General features: G+C 63.5%; 15 protein-coding genes, 1 tRNA gene and 1 pseudogene. 8 read left to right on the top strand and 9 right to left on the bottom strand.

Annotated elements, in window-relative coordinates; all coding sequences use genetic code 11:
* Positions 1 to 86 precede the first annotated feature (86 nt).
* A complete protein-coding gene (gene ispD / locus BLW71_RS06995; RefSeq protein ID WP_091794416.1) occupies positions 87 to 800 on the top strand; it encodes a 2-C-methyl-D-erythritol 4-phosphate cytidylyltransferase in 714 nt (237 codons plus the stop codon).
* 45 nt (positions 801 to 845) lie between these two features.
* Complete coding sequence (ispF, locus tag BLW71_RS06990; RefSeq protein ID WP_091794414.1) at positions 846 to 1325, top strand: 2-C-methyl-D-erythritol 2,4-cyclodiphosphate synthase; 480 nt, start codon at positions 846 to 848, stop codon at positions 1323 to 1325.
* 58 nt (positions 1326 to 1383) lie between these two features.
* Here the strand turns inward: ispF and BLW71_RS06985 are convergent, their stop codons facing one another.
* The 4 genes from BLW71_RS06985 to ompR all read right to left on the bottom strand — a co-directional run bounded on the left by BLW71_RS06985 (position 1384) and on the right by ompR (position 4906).
* On the bottom strand, positions 1384 to 1908 hold the full coding sequence (locus BLW71_RS06985; RefSeq protein ID WP_091794412.1) for a carboxymuconolactone decarboxylase family protein: 525 nt from the start codon (positions 1906 to 1908) through the stop codon (positions 1384 to 1386).
* Between the two features lie 78 nt (positions 1909 to 1986).
* The gene (locus tag BLW71_RS06980) at positions 1987 to 2535 is read right to left on the bottom strand and encodes a peroxiredoxin (RefSeq protein ID WP_091794410.1); all 549 of its coding nucleotides are present in this window, start codon (positions 2533 to 2535) and stop codon (positions 1987 to 1989) included.
* A 185-nt stretch (positions 2536 to 2720) separates the two neighbouring features.
* Positions 2721 to 4070 carry an ATP-binding protein gene (locus BLW71_RS06975; RefSeq protein ID WP_007182020.1) on the bottom strand — a complete coding sequence of 450 codons (1350 nt, stop codon included), beginning with the start codon at positions 4068 to 4070 and terminating at the stop codon, positions 2721 to 2723.
* A gap of 101 nt (positions 4071 to 4171) precedes the next feature.
* On the bottom strand, positions 4172 to 4906 hold the full coding sequence (ompR, locus tag BLW71_RS06970; protein WP_006048917.1) for an osmolarity response regulator transcription factor OmpR: 735 nt from the start codon (positions 4904 to 4906) through the stop codon (positions 4172 to 4174).
* 229 nt (positions 4907 to 5135) lie between these two features.
* On the opposite strand from ompR, the gene BLW71_RS42155 reads away from it, so the two are divergent.
* The 3 genes from BLW71_RS42155 (at position 5136) to BLW71_RS06955 (ending at position 8614) form a co-directional block, all read left to right on the top strand.
* Positions 5136 to 5456: a hypothetical protein gene (locus BLW71_RS42155; protein WP_091794408.1), complete on the top strand. Its 321-nt coding sequence runs from the start codon at positions 5136 to 5138 to the stop codon at positions 5454 to 5456.
* A 262-nt stretch (positions 5457 to 5718) separates the two neighbouring features.
* Positions 5719 to 7317 (top strand): DUF1800 domain-containing protein, encoded by a 1599-nt coding sequence (locus BLW71_RS06960; protein WP_091794406.1) that lies wholly within the window; start codon positions 5719 to 5721, stop codon positions 7315 to 7317.
* Positions 7318 to 7408: 91 nt separating this feature from the next.
* The gene (locus BLW71_RS06955; RefSeq protein WP_091794403.1) at positions 7409 to 8614 is read left to right on the top strand and encodes a DUF1501 domain-containing protein; all 1206 of its coding nucleotides are present in this window, start codon (positions 7409 to 7411) and stop codon (positions 8612 to 8614) included.
* 121 nt (positions 8615 to 8735) lie between these two features.
* On the opposite strand, the gene BLW71_RS06950 is transcribed toward BLW71_RS06955, so the two are convergent.
* A complete protein-coding gene (locus tag BLW71_RS06950) occupies positions 8736 to 9560 on the bottom strand; it encodes a squalene/phytoene synthase family protein (protein ID WP_091794401.1) in 825 nt (274 codons plus the stop codon).
* 220 nt (positions 9561 to 9780) lie between these two features.
* On the opposite strand from BLW71_RS06950, the gene BLW71_RS06945 reads away from it, so the two are divergent.
* A tRNA-Leu gene (locus BLW71_RS06945) sits at positions 9781 to 9867 on the top strand.
* An 88-nt stretch (positions 9868 to 9955) separates the two neighbouring features.
* Here the strand turns inward: BLW71_RS06945 and BLW71_RS06940 are convergent.
* The gene (locus BLW71_RS06940) at positions 9956 to 10243 is read right to left on the bottom strand and encodes a hypothetical protein (protein ID WP_091794399.1); all 288 of its coding nucleotides are present in this window, start codon (positions 10241 to 10243) and stop codon (positions 9956 to 9958) included.
* 118 nt (positions 10244 to 10361) lie between these two features.
* Between BLW71_RS06940 and BLW71_RS06935 the strand changes: the two are divergent.
* Both BLW71_RS06935 and BLW71_RS06930 read left to right on the top strand, forming a co-directional pair.
* Positions 10362 to 10659, top strand: a pseudogene (locus BLW71_RS06935) (DUF2339 domain-containing protein); the annotation flags it as partial.
* Positions 10656 to 12116: a DUF3999 domain-containing protein gene (locus BLW71_RS06930; protein ID WP_091794397.1), complete on the top strand. Its 1461-nt coding sequence runs from the start codon at positions 10656 to 10658 to the stop codon at positions 12114 to 12116. The pseudogene BLW71_RS06935 and the gene BLW71_RS06930, both read left to right, overlap by 4 nt.
* A 27-nt stretch (positions 12117 to 12143) precedes the next feature.
* On the opposite strand, the gene BLW71_RS06925 is transcribed toward BLW71_RS06930, so the two are convergent.
* The 3 genes from BLW71_RS06925 to BLW71_RS40775 all read right to left on the bottom strand — a co-directional run bounded on the left by BLW71_RS06925 (position 12144) and on the right by BLW71_RS40775 (position 14153).
* Positions 12144 to 12596 (bottom strand): MarR family winged helix-turn-helix transcriptional regulator, encoded by a 453-nt coding sequence (locus BLW71_RS06925; protein WP_091794395.1) that lies wholly within the window; start codon positions 12594 to 12596, stop codon positions 12144 to 12146.
* A 62-nt stretch (positions 12597 to 12658) separates the two neighbouring features.
* Positions 12659 to 13804 carry a glycerate kinase gene (locus BLW71_RS06920; RefSeq protein ID WP_091794392.1) on the bottom strand — a complete coding sequence of 382 codons (1146 nt, stop codon included), beginning with the start codon at positions 13802 to 13804 and terminating at the stop codon, positions 12659 to 12661.
* Positions 13805 to 13886: 82 nt separating this feature from the next.
* A complete protein-coding gene (locus BLW71_RS40775) occupies positions 13887 to 14153 on the bottom strand; it encodes a hypothetical protein (protein WP_143048309.1) in 267 nt (88 codons plus the stop codon).
* Between the last annotated feature and the right edge of the window lie 132 nt (positions 14154 to 14285).

Here is a 14285-nt window from a genome sequence, read left to right as displayed (position 1 = left end):
CGGCAAGTTTACGCGTGTCGGGGCGTGGATGCGAAGGACCTATTATAAAATCCGTCCATTACTTTGACTTCGCGGCATCCGCACTCGTGACTTCCCGTCTATTTGCCCTGATTCCGTGCGCAGGCACCGGCAGCCGTTCCGGCGCCGCGATGCCCAAACAATATCGCACTGTCGCTGGCCGCGACATGTTGCATTACTCGCTGGCGGCGTTCGACGCCTGCAGCGAGTTTGCGCAAACCCTCGTCGTGATCGCCCCTGATGACGCCCATTTCGACGCCCGCCGCTTCGGCGGCTTGCGTTTCGCCGTGCGCCGCAGCGGTGGAGCGTCGCGCCAGGCCTCGGTGCTCAACGGCCTGCACGCGCTCGCCGAGTTCGGCGCCCACGACGACGACTGGGTGCTGGTGCACGACGCGGCGCGCCCCGGCATTACCCCCGCGCTGATCCGCACGCTGATCGGCGCGCTGAAGGACGACGCGGTGGGCGGCATCATGGCCTTGCCGGTCGCGGACACGCTCAAACGGATCGACGCGAACTCGACCGACGGCCGGATCGCGCGCACCGAGGCGCGCGACGGCTTGTGGCAGGCGCAGACGCCGCAGATGTTCCGCATCGGCATGTTGCGCGAGGCGATCCTGCGCGCGCAGGCCGACGGTCACGACCTGACCGACGAAGCAAGCGCGATCGAGTGGCTGGGCCATGCGCCGAAACTGGTGCAGGGCAGCTTGCGCAACTTCAAGGTGACTTATCCGGAAGACTTCGATCTGGCCGAGGCGATTCTCAGCCGACCCGCGGCTTCATGACGGGCGATTTCAAATTTAACGAGCGGACTTGAGGATTTGACGCATATGGATTTCAGAATTGGGCAAGGCTATGACGTGCACGCGCTGGTGCCGGGACGCCCGTTGATTATCGGCGGCGTGACGATTCCCTATGAGCGTGGCCTGCTCGGTCATTCGGACGCGGACGTGTTGCTGCACGCCATTACCGATGCCCTGTTCGGTGCGGCCGCGATGGGCGATATCGGCCGCCATTTCTCCGATACCGATGCGAAGTTCGCAGGCGCGGACAGCCGGGTTTTGCTGCGCGAATGCGTCGCGCGCGTGAAGGCGGCGGGCTTCTCCATCGCCAACGTCGATAGCAGCGTGGTGGCGCAGGCGCCGAAGCTGGCGCCGCATATCGAGGGCATGCGCGCCAATATCGCCGCCGACCTGGATTTGCCGGTCGAGCGCGTCAACGTCAAGGCCAAGACCAACGAGAAGCTCGGCTACCTGGGCCGAGGCGAGGGCATTGAGGCTCAGGCCGCGGTTCTGCTGGTCAAGAACTGATTGGTTTGAGAACGCGCGCAGCAGCGGGAACGGCATCGCACTGCGCGCATATCGAGGCTTACTTGTCTTCGGCGGCAATGCACTGCGCGGTCGCGTTGATCACCGCGGCGATCCGCCCAACGTCACGCAATTGCGTGGAACTCATGCCTTCGGCGACCAGCGTGTCGAAGTGCGACTTCACGCAAAAATGGCACTTGCCGATGATCGACGCCGCCAACGCATACATCTCGAAGCGCCGCTTATCCACTCCGCCGTGCGACGCATAAGCGTTCATGCGCAACTGCGCCGGCTGCGACTTCAGGTCAGCGCTTTCCGTCATCTCGACGTACGGATACCAGACGTTATTCATGCCCATCAGCGCAGCGGCCGTCAGCGCGCCTTGGGTCTCTTCCGGCGACAACACGCCGGCATTGCGAATCGCGTCGACGATCACCGTGCTCTTCGCCGCGAATGCGGCCGCTAGCGCGACCCCGACGGCGTCATTGCCTTCGAGCGATGAGCGCGCGATCGTCCCATCCAGATTCAGCCGGATGTCTTTCGCATAGTCAGGCACACGCGCCTTAATCGAAGCCAGGAATTCCATTGAGATCTCCTATCAGTTCGTCGATAAAAAAGCCCGCGGCTCGTTCAAGCTTAGCGGGCTTTTGACAGGTCGCACGGTTTAGAGCGTTGCGCCGCCGACTGCGCGGTTGCAAGGACACAGCTCGTCCGTTTGCAGGCCGTCCAGAATACGCAGCACTTCTTCCGGGTTGCGGCCGACGTTCAGGTTATTTACCGAAACGTGCTGGATCGTATTGTCCGGATCGACAATGAAGGTGGCGCGCAGCGCGACGCCTGCTTCCTTGTCACGCACGCCGAGCTGGTCGATCAACTCGCCTTTCACGTCGCCGAACGCGTAATGGTTCAGCTTGTCCAGATCCTTGTGCTCGCGGCGCCAGGCCAGCTTCACGAATTCGTTATCGACGCTGCCGCCAAGCAGCACCGCGTCGCGTTCCTCAAAATCTTTGGCCAGCTTGCCGAACTCGACGATTTCCGTCGGGCACACGAACGTGAAGTCCTTCGGGTAGAAATAAATGATCTTCCACTTGCCCGGGAACGACTGCTCCGTGATGTCTTCGAACGCCGAGACGCCGTTTTCCTCAGGATGGTTGAAGCCCGGCTTTGCAGCAGTGACGGTGAACGCTTCGAGTTTATCGCCAACGGTTTTCATGCGAGTGCTCCTTCGTGTGTTGGAAAAACAGCATGTTGAGGCTACCAGCTCGTGCAGACGAGCGCGTTACACGTGATTCACTATAACTCTATTGACCTATTAATCCAATAGTTTTTAACTAATTATCGAGATGGTTGTTATCCAGTGCGGCAGATGGCGGAAAAGGGCGGATGAGACTATTGCGCTCAGACACCCTTGGCCAGCGGAAACTCGATAGTCACTTCGAGCCCCGGTCCTGGCGTGCGGTTACGCAAGCGCAGCGCGCCGCGGTAACGGCCCACGAGGCGCTGAACGATGGCCATGCCAAGGCCGGTGCCGTTCGCCTGGGTGCGTGCCGAATTCACACGATAGAACGGCCGTGTGACAAGCGCCAGTTGGTCTTCTGGAATGCCCGGCCCTTCATCGACCACGGACAGTTCAACCCGTGAGTGCGACACCCGCGTTTCGAGAATCACGTGCGGAATGCCGTCGCCGTCGCTCAGGCCGTATTTGCGCGCGTTTTCCAGCAGGTTGCCGACCACGCGCCGCATGTCGGTTTCATCGGCCTCGATCACCGCCGACGGCGCGAGCCGCGTAATCAGCCGCATGCTGTCTTCGCTCTGCATGCGCGCGGCCAGTTCTCCTGCGATCACGGAAAGGTCGACAGGTTCCGGCACGCGCTGCACCGGCCGCGCGTAATCGAGGAACCGGCCGATGATCATGTCCATCTGTTCGATGTCGTCGACCATTGCGTCTTTGGTGGCCTGATCCGACGGACTCATTTCGGTTTCGAGACGCAGCCGCGCGAGCGGCGTGCGCAGATCGTGCGAGATACCCGCGAGCATCAGCGCGCGGTCGGCCTCGAGCTGTTCGAGGTCCTGCACCATCTGGTTGAAACTGCGATTGGTTTCCGCGGCCACGCCCATGCCGCGTTCGGGCAGCGGCTCTGGCGATTGCCCCGAGCCGACTTTGCGAGCGGCCATGGCGAGGCGCGCGAACGGACGATTCACGAGACTCGTGATGAATGCCGCGCCGAACAGCGACAACGCCAGCGCGAACACGCCCCAGCCCGCCCACTGCAAACCGGTGGCATTGTCGAGCTGATCGCGGTCGAGCGCGACCCAGTAATCGTCGTCGTCGATCTTGAAGCTGATCCACACGCCGGGAATGTCGTTCACGCTTTGCGCGATCACGGTGTCGTCGCCGAGGCGGCCGCGAATGTCGTGTTCGATCAGCCGGTTCAGCGACTCGTCGGGCTGAAGCTTGTACTTGTCGGTGGTTTCGCGCGGGTACACGCGCACACCCTCATTGCTTTCCAGATCCTGCAGCAGGGCGCGCCGCAGGTCGGGATCGGAATAGAGGAGTGCGGTGCGCGTGAGCTTGACGATGGCGACGAGCTGCAACGCCACGCGCTGCGCGCGCGGCTCGCGTTCGATCACCCGGAAGCTCTGGAACCACGCGGCGAGACTGACTGCGATCAACAGCGCGATCAACAGGAAGGTCCGCCAGAAAAGGCCACCGAACGCGAGCGTCAGGAGGCGCCGGTCGATCCGCATGGGCCCTTCTTATCTGAAATCAAAGCAGGCAATGGCCTTGCATGGGACCAGAGTTAGCGCTGAAGCGCCCACTCTGGTCGACACTGGAGGTGAGAGCAAACTTAGGCTGCACCGTCGGGGATGAACACGTAACCCAGACCCCAAACCGTCTGGATGAAACGCGGGCTGCCCGGATCAGGTTCGATCAGCTTGCGCAAACGCGAAATCTGCACGTCGAGACTGCGGTCGAAGACTTCGTACTCACGGCCGCGTGCGAGTTCCATAAGCTTTTCACGCGACAGCGGCTGGCGCGGATGACGCGCGAACACCTTGAGCACCGAGAACTCGCCCGTGGTCAGCGGAATTTCCTGGCCGGCCTTGGTGAGCGTGCGGGTAGCGAGATTCAAGGCGAACTCGCCGAACTCGAACACCTCGGTGGTTTCGGACGGCGCGCCCGGCAACTCCGAAGGCGACTGGCGGCGCAACACCGCGTGGATCCGCGCAACCAGTTCGCGCGGATTGAACGGCTTGGGCAGATAGTCGTCGGCGCCCATCTCGAGCCCGACGATACGATCGACGTCTTCACCCTTGGCCGTGAGCATGATGATCGGCGTACGGTCGTTGCTGCCGCGCAGACGGCGGCAGATCGACAGACCGTCTTCGCCGGGCAGCATCAGATCGAGCACCAGCAGGTCGAAGCGCTCACGCACCCAGAGCTTGTTCATGGAAGGAGCGTTCTCGGCGACATAGACATTGAAGCCCTGTTCACCGAGGTAGCGGCGCAGCAGATCGCGCAGGCGCGGATCGTCGTCGACGACGAGAATTTTCGAAGGGTTTTTGGTTTCCATGGTCGGCATCTTAGCGCGATTAGAAAGTGGTGCGCGTTTGCATCGTTTTCGGGGTTACAGTCAGTTACAAAATTTACCCGCAGTGTGGCACGACGTAAAGCGGGGGCAGGTAGACTCCTTTACTGAATGCGGCTGTTCGGTGGATACTTCACTCGAATAAAACTCTCGTACCCGGCCCGTTACCGGGGTCTGTATACGCATTTGAGGTAGCCGGTTGCCGCGCCACGAAGGGAACAACATGAAGGGAGGGGTTTGGCCGAATGTGCGCCTCAGCGTGATTGCACTGGCGGTAGCCGGTACGCTTGCAGGCTCACTGGTACCAACGCTCGCCCATGCCCAGCCTTCGGCCGACAGAGCTGCGAGCGAGCGCTCGCCTAAGCCAGGCAGATCCAATCGCCACGATCCCGCGACCGAACGCCCCGCGTCGGATGTGATTATGCGCACCGCTGTTCCCCCCGATCTCGATCAACGCCGTCGTGATGGTCATATGACGCCCGACGAACGGCGTCTGTTACGGCAGCATATCGAAGACGCTGTCCGCGAACTCTATAAGCGGTAGCTATTTTCGTGCCTGCGTTGGCACGCGCTTCACTCTTCCTCCCGCAACATCTTTCGCGTTCCGCCGTGCGTGAAAAAATTCGTTGCACTTCCCTCGTCAACTTCCCGCCTCGTCTGCCGTTGAATCGTCAATGCGAAGCGCGCCGTGCATGCATTGCGTGCGCCGCCGCTTGTTCAAGGTGTCCCGTCAATCCGGATGATCGATGATGAGATTGCTCACAGGTGGTAATTGCCGCCGCAGGTTGGCAGCATGGGCCACTGCCATGACGGTCCTGGCAATCGGTTTACCGGCTGCGGCCGTGGGTTTGCCGCCCGCCGCCGTGCCGTCGGCAGCGTCGCATGTCGGACATCGCACTCATCATGCGCCCACTGCAGGCGACAGTGCGGCTTCCGAACGCGAGCAGAGCATTCTCGATGCCGACGACGCGCGCTTCTTTCTGACGCGCGTCGGCTTCGCACCAGATGCCGCCGAGCTCGCGCAATACGTCGGACTCACGCGAGTGCAGGCCGTCGACACAGTGCTCGCGAGCGCCAGAACCGAGGCGGTCACGCCGCGGCCCGACTGGGTCCTCGAACCGATACCGACACGCGAAACGCGCAAGGCATGGACCGATGATCAGCGTCGCGAAGCGCAGCGATTGCGCGGGCAGCGTTACGAACTATTACGCGCATGGTGGGTGCGCGAGATGCTGGCCACACCGTCGCCGCTTACCGAGCGCATGACGCTGTTCTGGCATAACCACTTCACGTCGGGGCAAGACAAGGTGCAGTATCCGCAGCAAATGGCGCTGCAGAACATGCTGTTGCGCCGAAACGCGCTCGGCAACTTCGGCGAGCTTCTGCACGACGTCGCGAAAGATCCTGCGATGCTGCAGTACCTCGATGGCGCGAGTAATCGCAAGGGCAAGCCTAACGAAAATTTCGCACGTGAGGTGATGGAGTTGTTCACGCTTGGCGAGGGGCATTACTCGCAACGTGACGTGTCCGAGGCGGCGCGCGCGTACACCGGGTGGAGTCTCGATCCCGACACGCAGGCCTACGTGTGGCGCTCCAACCAGCATGACGACGGTGAGAAGACCGTGCTTGGCAAGACCGGGCCGTTCGATGGCGATCAGGTGCTCGATATTCTGCTGGCGCAGCCAGAGACCTCCACCTTCGTGACCACGAAATTGTGGCGCGAGTTCGTCTCGGATACGCCGGACCCGCAGAGTATCGCGCCGATCGCGGCGCGCTTCCGCGCGAGCCGCTACGATATCAAGGTGGCGTTGCGCGGCATTTTCCTGAGCGACGCGTTCTGGGAGGACGATCATCGCGGCGTCCTCGTAAAGTCGCCGGCGGAGTTCGTGGTCGGCACGCTGCGCGCATTCGACATCGGCTATGAGAATACCGCGCCGTTTGCCGCGCAAATCCGCACGCTCGGCGAAAACCTGTTCTATCCGCCGAACGTCAAAGGATGGCCGGGCGGCACGACATGGATCAACAGTTCCACACTGCTTGCCCGCAAGCAGTTCGTCGAGCAGTTGTTCCGCGCCACCGAGGCCGCGGGTCCACTGCGTACGGCGAATCTGGCGGGCGCGAGGATCGCGGCAAGCGACGCGATGTCCGGCATGCAGACCACAGCGCCGCTGCAGCGCGCAACGGCGCATGCCGCTCAGGGTGGCAAAGGTGGCGTACGCTTCGACATTGGAACATGGCTCGCGCGTTACAACACCGCGCCGACGGCGCGGCCCGGATTGTCGGCCGAGTTGCAGTTGCAGCACGCGGTCTTGCCGCTCACGCCGGTGGACGCGATCGAGACCGGTTCGACCGCGGGCGCCTATCTGCAAGCATTGCTGATGGACCCGGCGTATCAATTGAAGTGAGCCATTGAAACAGGCACGCGCCAAACGGTGAAAAAGACGGGACTGTCGAAGCGGACATGACCCGCGCCGTGACAATCGAACGAGGTGCAGGATGAAACGACGCAGCTTTCTCTCGATGTGCGCGGCTTCGAGCGTCACGTTCTGGCTGCCACGCGCATACGGCGCGCAGTCGGCCGAACCGTACGCATCGTCGGCGCGCGGCTACGAGAACCTGTTGATCCTCATCGAATTGAAAGGCGGCAACGACGGTTTGAATACCGTGATTCCGTTTGCCGATCCTGCTTACTATCAGTTGCGCAAGAACATCGGCATCAAACGCGACCAGGCGATTCAACTCGACGAGCGCACCGGATTGCATCCGTCTTTGCAACCCCTCATGCCGCTGTGGCGCGACCGGCAACTGGCGATCGTGCAGGGCGTGAGCTATGCCCAGCCCAACCTGTCGCATTTCCGTTCGATCGAGATCTGGGACACCGCGTCGCGTTCCGACCAGTATCTGCGCGAAGGATGGCTCACCCGCGCGTTTGCACAAATGCCGGTGCCCGCCGGGTTCGCCGCCGACGGCGTGGTGATCGGCAGCGCCGAGATGGGGCCGCTCGCGAACGGCGCGCGCGCCATCGCGCTGGTCAATCCGGCGCAGTTCGTGGCGGCTTCGCGGCTCGCCACGCCCGTATCGCTGCACGAGCGCAATCCCGAGCTGGCGCATATTCTCGACGTCGAAAACGACATTGTGAGAGCCGCCGACCGGCTGCGTCCAACGCAAGGGCAGCCTCAGTTGAAAACCGTGTTTCCGGGTGGAGCTTTTGGCAGTTCGATCAAGGCAGCGATGCAAGTGCTCGCGGCCGGCGACGCACCAAAAAACGACCACGGCGTTGCGGTGATCCGCCTGACGCTGAATGGTTTCGATACACACCAGAATCAGCCGGGTCAGCAGGCGGTGCTGCTCAAGCAACTGGCGGAAGGAGTCGCGTCGATGAAATCGGCGCTCGTTGAACTCGGTCGCTGGGACGATACCCTGGTGATGACTTATGCCGAGTTCGGCCGGCGTCCGCGTGAGAACCAGAGCAACGGCACGGACCACGGCACCGTGGCGCCGCATTTTGTCATGGGCGGACGCGTGCGAGGTGGTCTGTACGGCGTGCCGCCGGCGCTGGCGCGGCTCGACGGCAATGGCAACTTGCCGGTCGGTGTCGATTTCCGGCAGCTTTATGCCACGGTGCTCGGGCCGTGGTGGGGGCTCGACGCGCCGGCGATTCTGCAGCAGCGGTTCGAGCCGCTGCCGTTGCTACGGGTTTGACGGCAGCTTTTGTCGACACCTTGGCAACGGTTTTTGGGAGCCCATCTACCGACGTCTTTTTCTAGCGACGCAGTGAGTGACGCGCCGACCGCTTCCGACGCCAGACCGACGCACCGCCCGGTCACTTTGCGCGCCACGCGATCCAAAGCTTGCGAATCGGCGTCAATGCGATGCGTTGATGCAGCACGTGATAGCCGTCACGTTTGATTTCATCCAGCAGAGCCGACGCCAAGGCGGCTTGCGCGACGAGCGTGCGCTGCGTGCGGCGCTCGTTGGCGGGCACGGCGCCGAGGGCGTTTTGCAGTGCATCGCGGGCGCGCTTCGTCTCGAAGCGCATCAACTCCGTGAATGCCTCGGTGTATTTCCGATTGATCAGATCCGCGGCGGTGACATTGAAGCGCTGCATTTCGTCGATCGGAATATAGATGCGGCCGTGGCGCGCGTCATGGCCCGTTTCCACGACGAATTGCGCAAGCATTAGCGCCTCGCCGAGCGGTGCGGACCAGTTCGACGCCTGAGCGGCGTCTTTCGCCGTGGCGCGCGCGACCAGCGAGGCGAACGTGCCGCCCACGCCTTGCACATAGCGCCGCAAATTCGGGTAATCGAGGTAACGGGCCTGGTCGAGGTCCATTTCGAACCCGGCGAGCAACGTTTGCAGTGCCGGATACTCGGCTTTCACGTCGGGCAGATGCGCGGCCAGCGCCTTGGACACCGGATGCGACGGCGAACCCGAAGCCAGCGCGGCGATTTCGTTTTGCCACCACGCGAGTTTCGTGCGGCCAATGGCCGGATCGCTCGTCTCCTTGACCGTTTCCTCGAACTCGCGGCGCAGCGCGAACAGCGCGGTCAACAGCGGCTGGCTGGCCGCGGGCGCCTGCCGAAGCGCATAGTAAGTGCTCGATCCGGGCGGCGCCGCTTTCTGCTGGCAATATTCTTCGAAATTCACTGGATTGGGAATGTGGGGAAGGGCAGGCGAAGAGGGGGCACGTCGTGCGTGCATCAAGCCAAAAATTGTAGCATCGGCGCCGCTTCGACAGATGCCGGGCAAATGCAGACAAGCGCGAATCAATCGGTTAGAATCTCTCGCTTACGCTTTCGGGCGCGTGTTTCAGACGCGGCCGACAGTATGCAGGACAACGGGCAAACGCATCGCGCATTGCCCGGCTGCGAGGGTGGCGAAATTGGTAGACGCACCAGGTTTAGGTCCTGACGCCCGCAAGGGTGTAGGGGTTCGAGTCCCCTCCCTCGCACCATTTATTCGTAGTGAAAAACCCCGTCAAGTCTTTGGGCTGACGGGGTTTTTTGCTTTTCGGCGATGCCGCCGGCGCGATTCGGCCGCGCTCAGGCGTCCGGCGTTTGCGCAGGCGCTTGCGTGCCTGGCAGATCCGCTTGTGCGGCGCCTTCGAGAAAGCGACGGGTCGATTCGAATGCCTGCAACATCTGATCGGGCCACGGCGTTTGCAGCATGACCGCCTGGTGATTTTCGAAGGCCGACGACAATAGCTTCGCGAGCTCAGGCGAGCGAAGATGACGCAGCAGCACACTGACCGCGATCGCCGTAGCCTGGCTTGCGCCGGCCGTCTGGAGTTCCGAAGCGGTGAGGGCCGCGACCTGTTTGTTGATGTCCACTGCAACTTCCTTGGATGAAATGTGGGAGATTGAAGGCTCGAGGGCCGGTGCCGAATTTTGACATGGTTGGCGGCTTATCGTGGCCGCCTGCCGTATGCGCTCGATGCAATGTCACTTCATGCTCGTGCAGGCGTCAATATCGGTATTCTGGACGGTGTGCGCGCTTCGCCGTGACGATCTGGGCGAAGCGCCGGTTGAGCCGGTTGAGCCGGCTGTTCTGGCTCATTGGCGCCGTGCTGCTCGCGGCGACTTTGCTCAAGCGGGTTCTGTTCGACCTGTCCCACGTGACGGAAATCGAGAGAACCGCATCGTTTATCGGCATCGGGTCAATGGTGCTGTTGATCGGATTCATCGGCTTCATCGGCTTCTTCTCGCCGTTGCCGCCCAAGGCTATGGTCCTGGAAACTGAACAATGAAACATGTCTTCGCATTGACTGGCTGGGGTGTTGCGATCGTCGCGGCGTGGACGTGCGCGCCCGCATTTGCGGCGGATGATTTCGCACAACGCTTTGCGCTCCAACTCGACGAGGGCGCCGCGCATTACAGCATGACGTTGCCGGCAGCCGTCTACGCGGCAAGCCAGCGCAGCGATCTGGGTGACGTGCGCATCTTCAACGGTGCGGGCGAGCCGGTGCCGTACTCGCTCGACGCGCCTCGCGAACCCGCTCGCACGCCGCCCACGCTGCGTCCGGCGCGCTGGTTTCCGTTGCCGTCCACGGCCGCCAAAAGCGCTGGCGCGCCGCTCGGGGTGACGATTGCCGGCGATGGTTCGTTGCGTGCAACGTCGGCGCCGCCGTCCCGCGCGCAGCACGACACGGACGTAATCGATACCGGGCGCTTGTCGCGCACGAGTCGCGTGAGCGCGTTGCTCGTGCATCTGCGCGACGACAATTACCAGGGGCGCGTGGGCGTGGAAGCCAGTGATGATTTGCGTCACTGGCAACCCGCGGGCGACGCACAACTCCTCAAGGTCAGCTACAACGGCAGCACGCTGAGTCAGGACCGGATCGAGCTGGGCGGCACACCTGCGCGGTACCTGCGTTTGCGCTGGCTCGACGGCGCGCCGTACGTCGACTCGATGGAGATGGAGGTGCAGGCGGTTGCCGTCGAGCCCGTGCAACGCGCGGAGCGGGCGTGGCGCGAAGGCATCGTCGCCCACGCGGGCGTGAAGCCCGGCGAGTACTTCTTCAACACCGGTGGCCCGTATCCCGTCGACCGGCTGCGGCTGAATCTGCCTCAGCCAAATACCGTCGCGCCTGCCGTCGTCTATTCCCGCTCGGGGCTGGAGGCGCCGTGGCGCGAAGTCGCCGGTGCGATGCTGTTCCGCTTGCACAACGGCGCGGTGGAGCAGAGCAATCCTTCACTCGAATTGACGCCCGACGCGGATCGGCAATGGCGTGTGGTGGTCGACACGCGCAACGGTGGGCTCGGCAGCGGAGCGCTAACCATTGCCGCGGGCTGGCGTCCGGCTACGCTGACTTTCGCCGCGCGTGGCGCGGCGCCGTTCACGCTGGCGGTCGGGAGCGCGGCGACGGCGTCGGCGGCGGTGAGCCGGAGCGAGTTGTTGATGGGTGCCCCAGCGGTGCCCGCGACGGCCCGTCTGGGTGACGCGCTGTCTGCCGAGCAGGCGGCGAGCGCGCAGGCCGCGAGCCACGATCCGGATGGGACGCGCCGCTATTTGCTATGGGCGGCGCTGCTGCTGGCCGTCGGTTCGCTCGGGGCGATCGCCTGGCGACTCGCGCGACGCGCTCAGGTTCGAGCGGGCGTGGCGTCTGGTGGTGTGTCTGGTGGGTCCGCAGGGTCCGGTGTGGCGAGCGCGACGACTCACGATGCCGCCACGGGTGACACAAACGGGCAAGGCGGCAACGGTTGAACTCGGCGCGCGCCTATGCCGCGCCGGTCACTCTTCCTCCCGCGCGGTCATCGTGCCGATGATCTTGTCGAGCGCGTGGCCGAACGCGAGTTGTTCCTGCTCGTCGAGGCAGCCGAACATGTCACCGTTCCACTTGCGCGCGATCGGCATCACCTTGCGATACAACGCGCGGCCCTCGGGCGTGAGGGAGACCAGCACGACACGGCCGTCTTCGGCGCTCGCTTCGCGCTTCACGAGTCCTTGTTTGATCAATGCTTCAGCGGCGCGGCTTGCCTGGCTTTTGTCGAGATTGGCATGCCTTGCCAGTTCCATGATCGAGAACGGCCCGAACGATCCCACCGACGCAATCACCCGCGCCTCGGGCAAGGTGACGCCGAGCTTGTCCTGATAGCGTTCGCTGATGCCGCGCTCGGCGAGTTTGTTGAGAACATGCAGACGGTACGTGAGGAATTGTTCGAGCCCGGCTTTGGGTGCCTTCATGGTCTTCCCGTAGTGAGTGAGCGGTCGCGGCGCTGTGATTGTTGCCGCAACCGTCCTGCCGGTCAACGCGTGCCGTACTTCAGGCGCGTCAACTGTTCGGCTTCGTCCGCCAGAAGGCGTGCCGCGTCGCGAATCGCGACCTCGAGCGTGATCGGCCCGGGTGCGGGCGAGAAGCACCCGCTGAAATATTCGGCAAGGCGCGGCAAGGCCGCGGAGTCGACCCCGCCCGAGAGCAGCGTGGCGGGCACGCCCGCTGCCTGCGCATGACGGCACGCGATGAAGGGCGCTTTGCCGTGCAGCGTTTGCACGTCCGAGCGGCCCTCGCCGGTGATCAGCCAGTTCGCGCCTTCGAGCGCGGCGTCCAGACCGATTTGCCGCGCGACGGTTTCCGCGCCCGGTTCGAACTGCGCGCCGAGCATATGCAGCGCGAAGCCGAGGCCGCCGGCCGCGCCCGCGCCGGGCTGGTCGCGCGCCGTGCGGCCGAGCGCCGGTTCGAGCAGATCGGCGAAGCGGGCAAGCGCTGCGTCGATTGAAGCAATCTGCTCGGGTTTCACGCCCTTTTGCGGACCGAACACCGCGGTTGCGCCGTGGTCGCCAGTGAGCGGATTGTCGACGTCCGACATGCCGACGAACAGCGTGTCCGCAAGGCGCGCGTCGAGTTGCGACACGTCCACTCGCGCAAGCCGCGCGAGTTGTTCAGGCGTGGCGTCGAGTTCCTTGTCCTGCGCGTCGAACAGCTTGAGGCCGAGGCCCGCCAGCAGGCCCGCGCCGCCGTCGTTCGTGCTGCTGCCGCCAAGCGCGACGAAAAAGCGCCGCACGCCGGCGTCCATCAGCGCGCGAATCGCTTCGCCCATGCCGCGTGTGCTACGCGCCTCGACGGGCACGCCCATTCCCACCGGATCCGTAATGCCGACGATCTCCGCCGTTTCGATAATCGCGCTGCCATCCGCAAGGAGGCCCGTGAGCGCTTCGCGCACCGGCCCTGCCGCGCCGCGCACGCTCAGCTTGCGGCGCTCGCCGCCGCTCGTGAGCATGGCGTCGAGCGTACCTTCGCCGCCGTCGGCCATCGGGCAGATGCGCACGCTCGCGTCGGGGCGGGCGCGCTGGATGCCCGACGCGATTGCTTGCGCGACCTGTTCCGCGCTAAGCGAGCCTTTGAAGGAATCGGGAGCAATGACGACGACGGGCGAGGACGGCGAATTCGGCATGGTGTCTCTGAATGGTTGGAGTCGTTGCGAGGGCGGGTGAAATGACGATGCGGGCGCAGCCCCGAGCGCGTCCATTAGCTTATCAGCATGGGCGCGCTGACTGAATATGTCGAACGGCATAGCGGGCATTGTCGGCGGCGGCGCGCGCAACCGCGCGGCGCATCAGTCCGGCGACGCTGAATGATCGATGTGAAGTGGCGCAAAGCGCCCGACTTGCGCGTGAGAGCCGGTGGCGCAGGGGCGGCGGCACGCCGCCGGGGCGCACCGGAACGGGGCAGAAACTGGCATCAAACAGGTCGGAAAGCGGCCGGAAACCGATCAAAATCCCGATAAAAAAGCGCGCATTCATCGAATCCCGGCTAGTCGCGCAAATAGTTTGCTAAAATATTCGGCTCTTTGGACCCAACCGTGCTGCCGGTGGCCTGCAAGCCCGCGGCGCAGGCGCGCAATCGATGCTAAAGACGTGATCGCCACACTGCGC

This window comes from Burkholderia sp. WP9, from assembly GCF_900104795.1.
Taxonomy (GTDB): Bacteria; Pseudomonadota; Gammaproteobacteria; order Burkholderiales; family Burkholderiaceae; genus Paraburkholderia.
The sequence above is the reverse complement of the archived record's forward strand: the minus strand, read 5'-3'. Positions and strand labels throughout refer to the sequence as shown.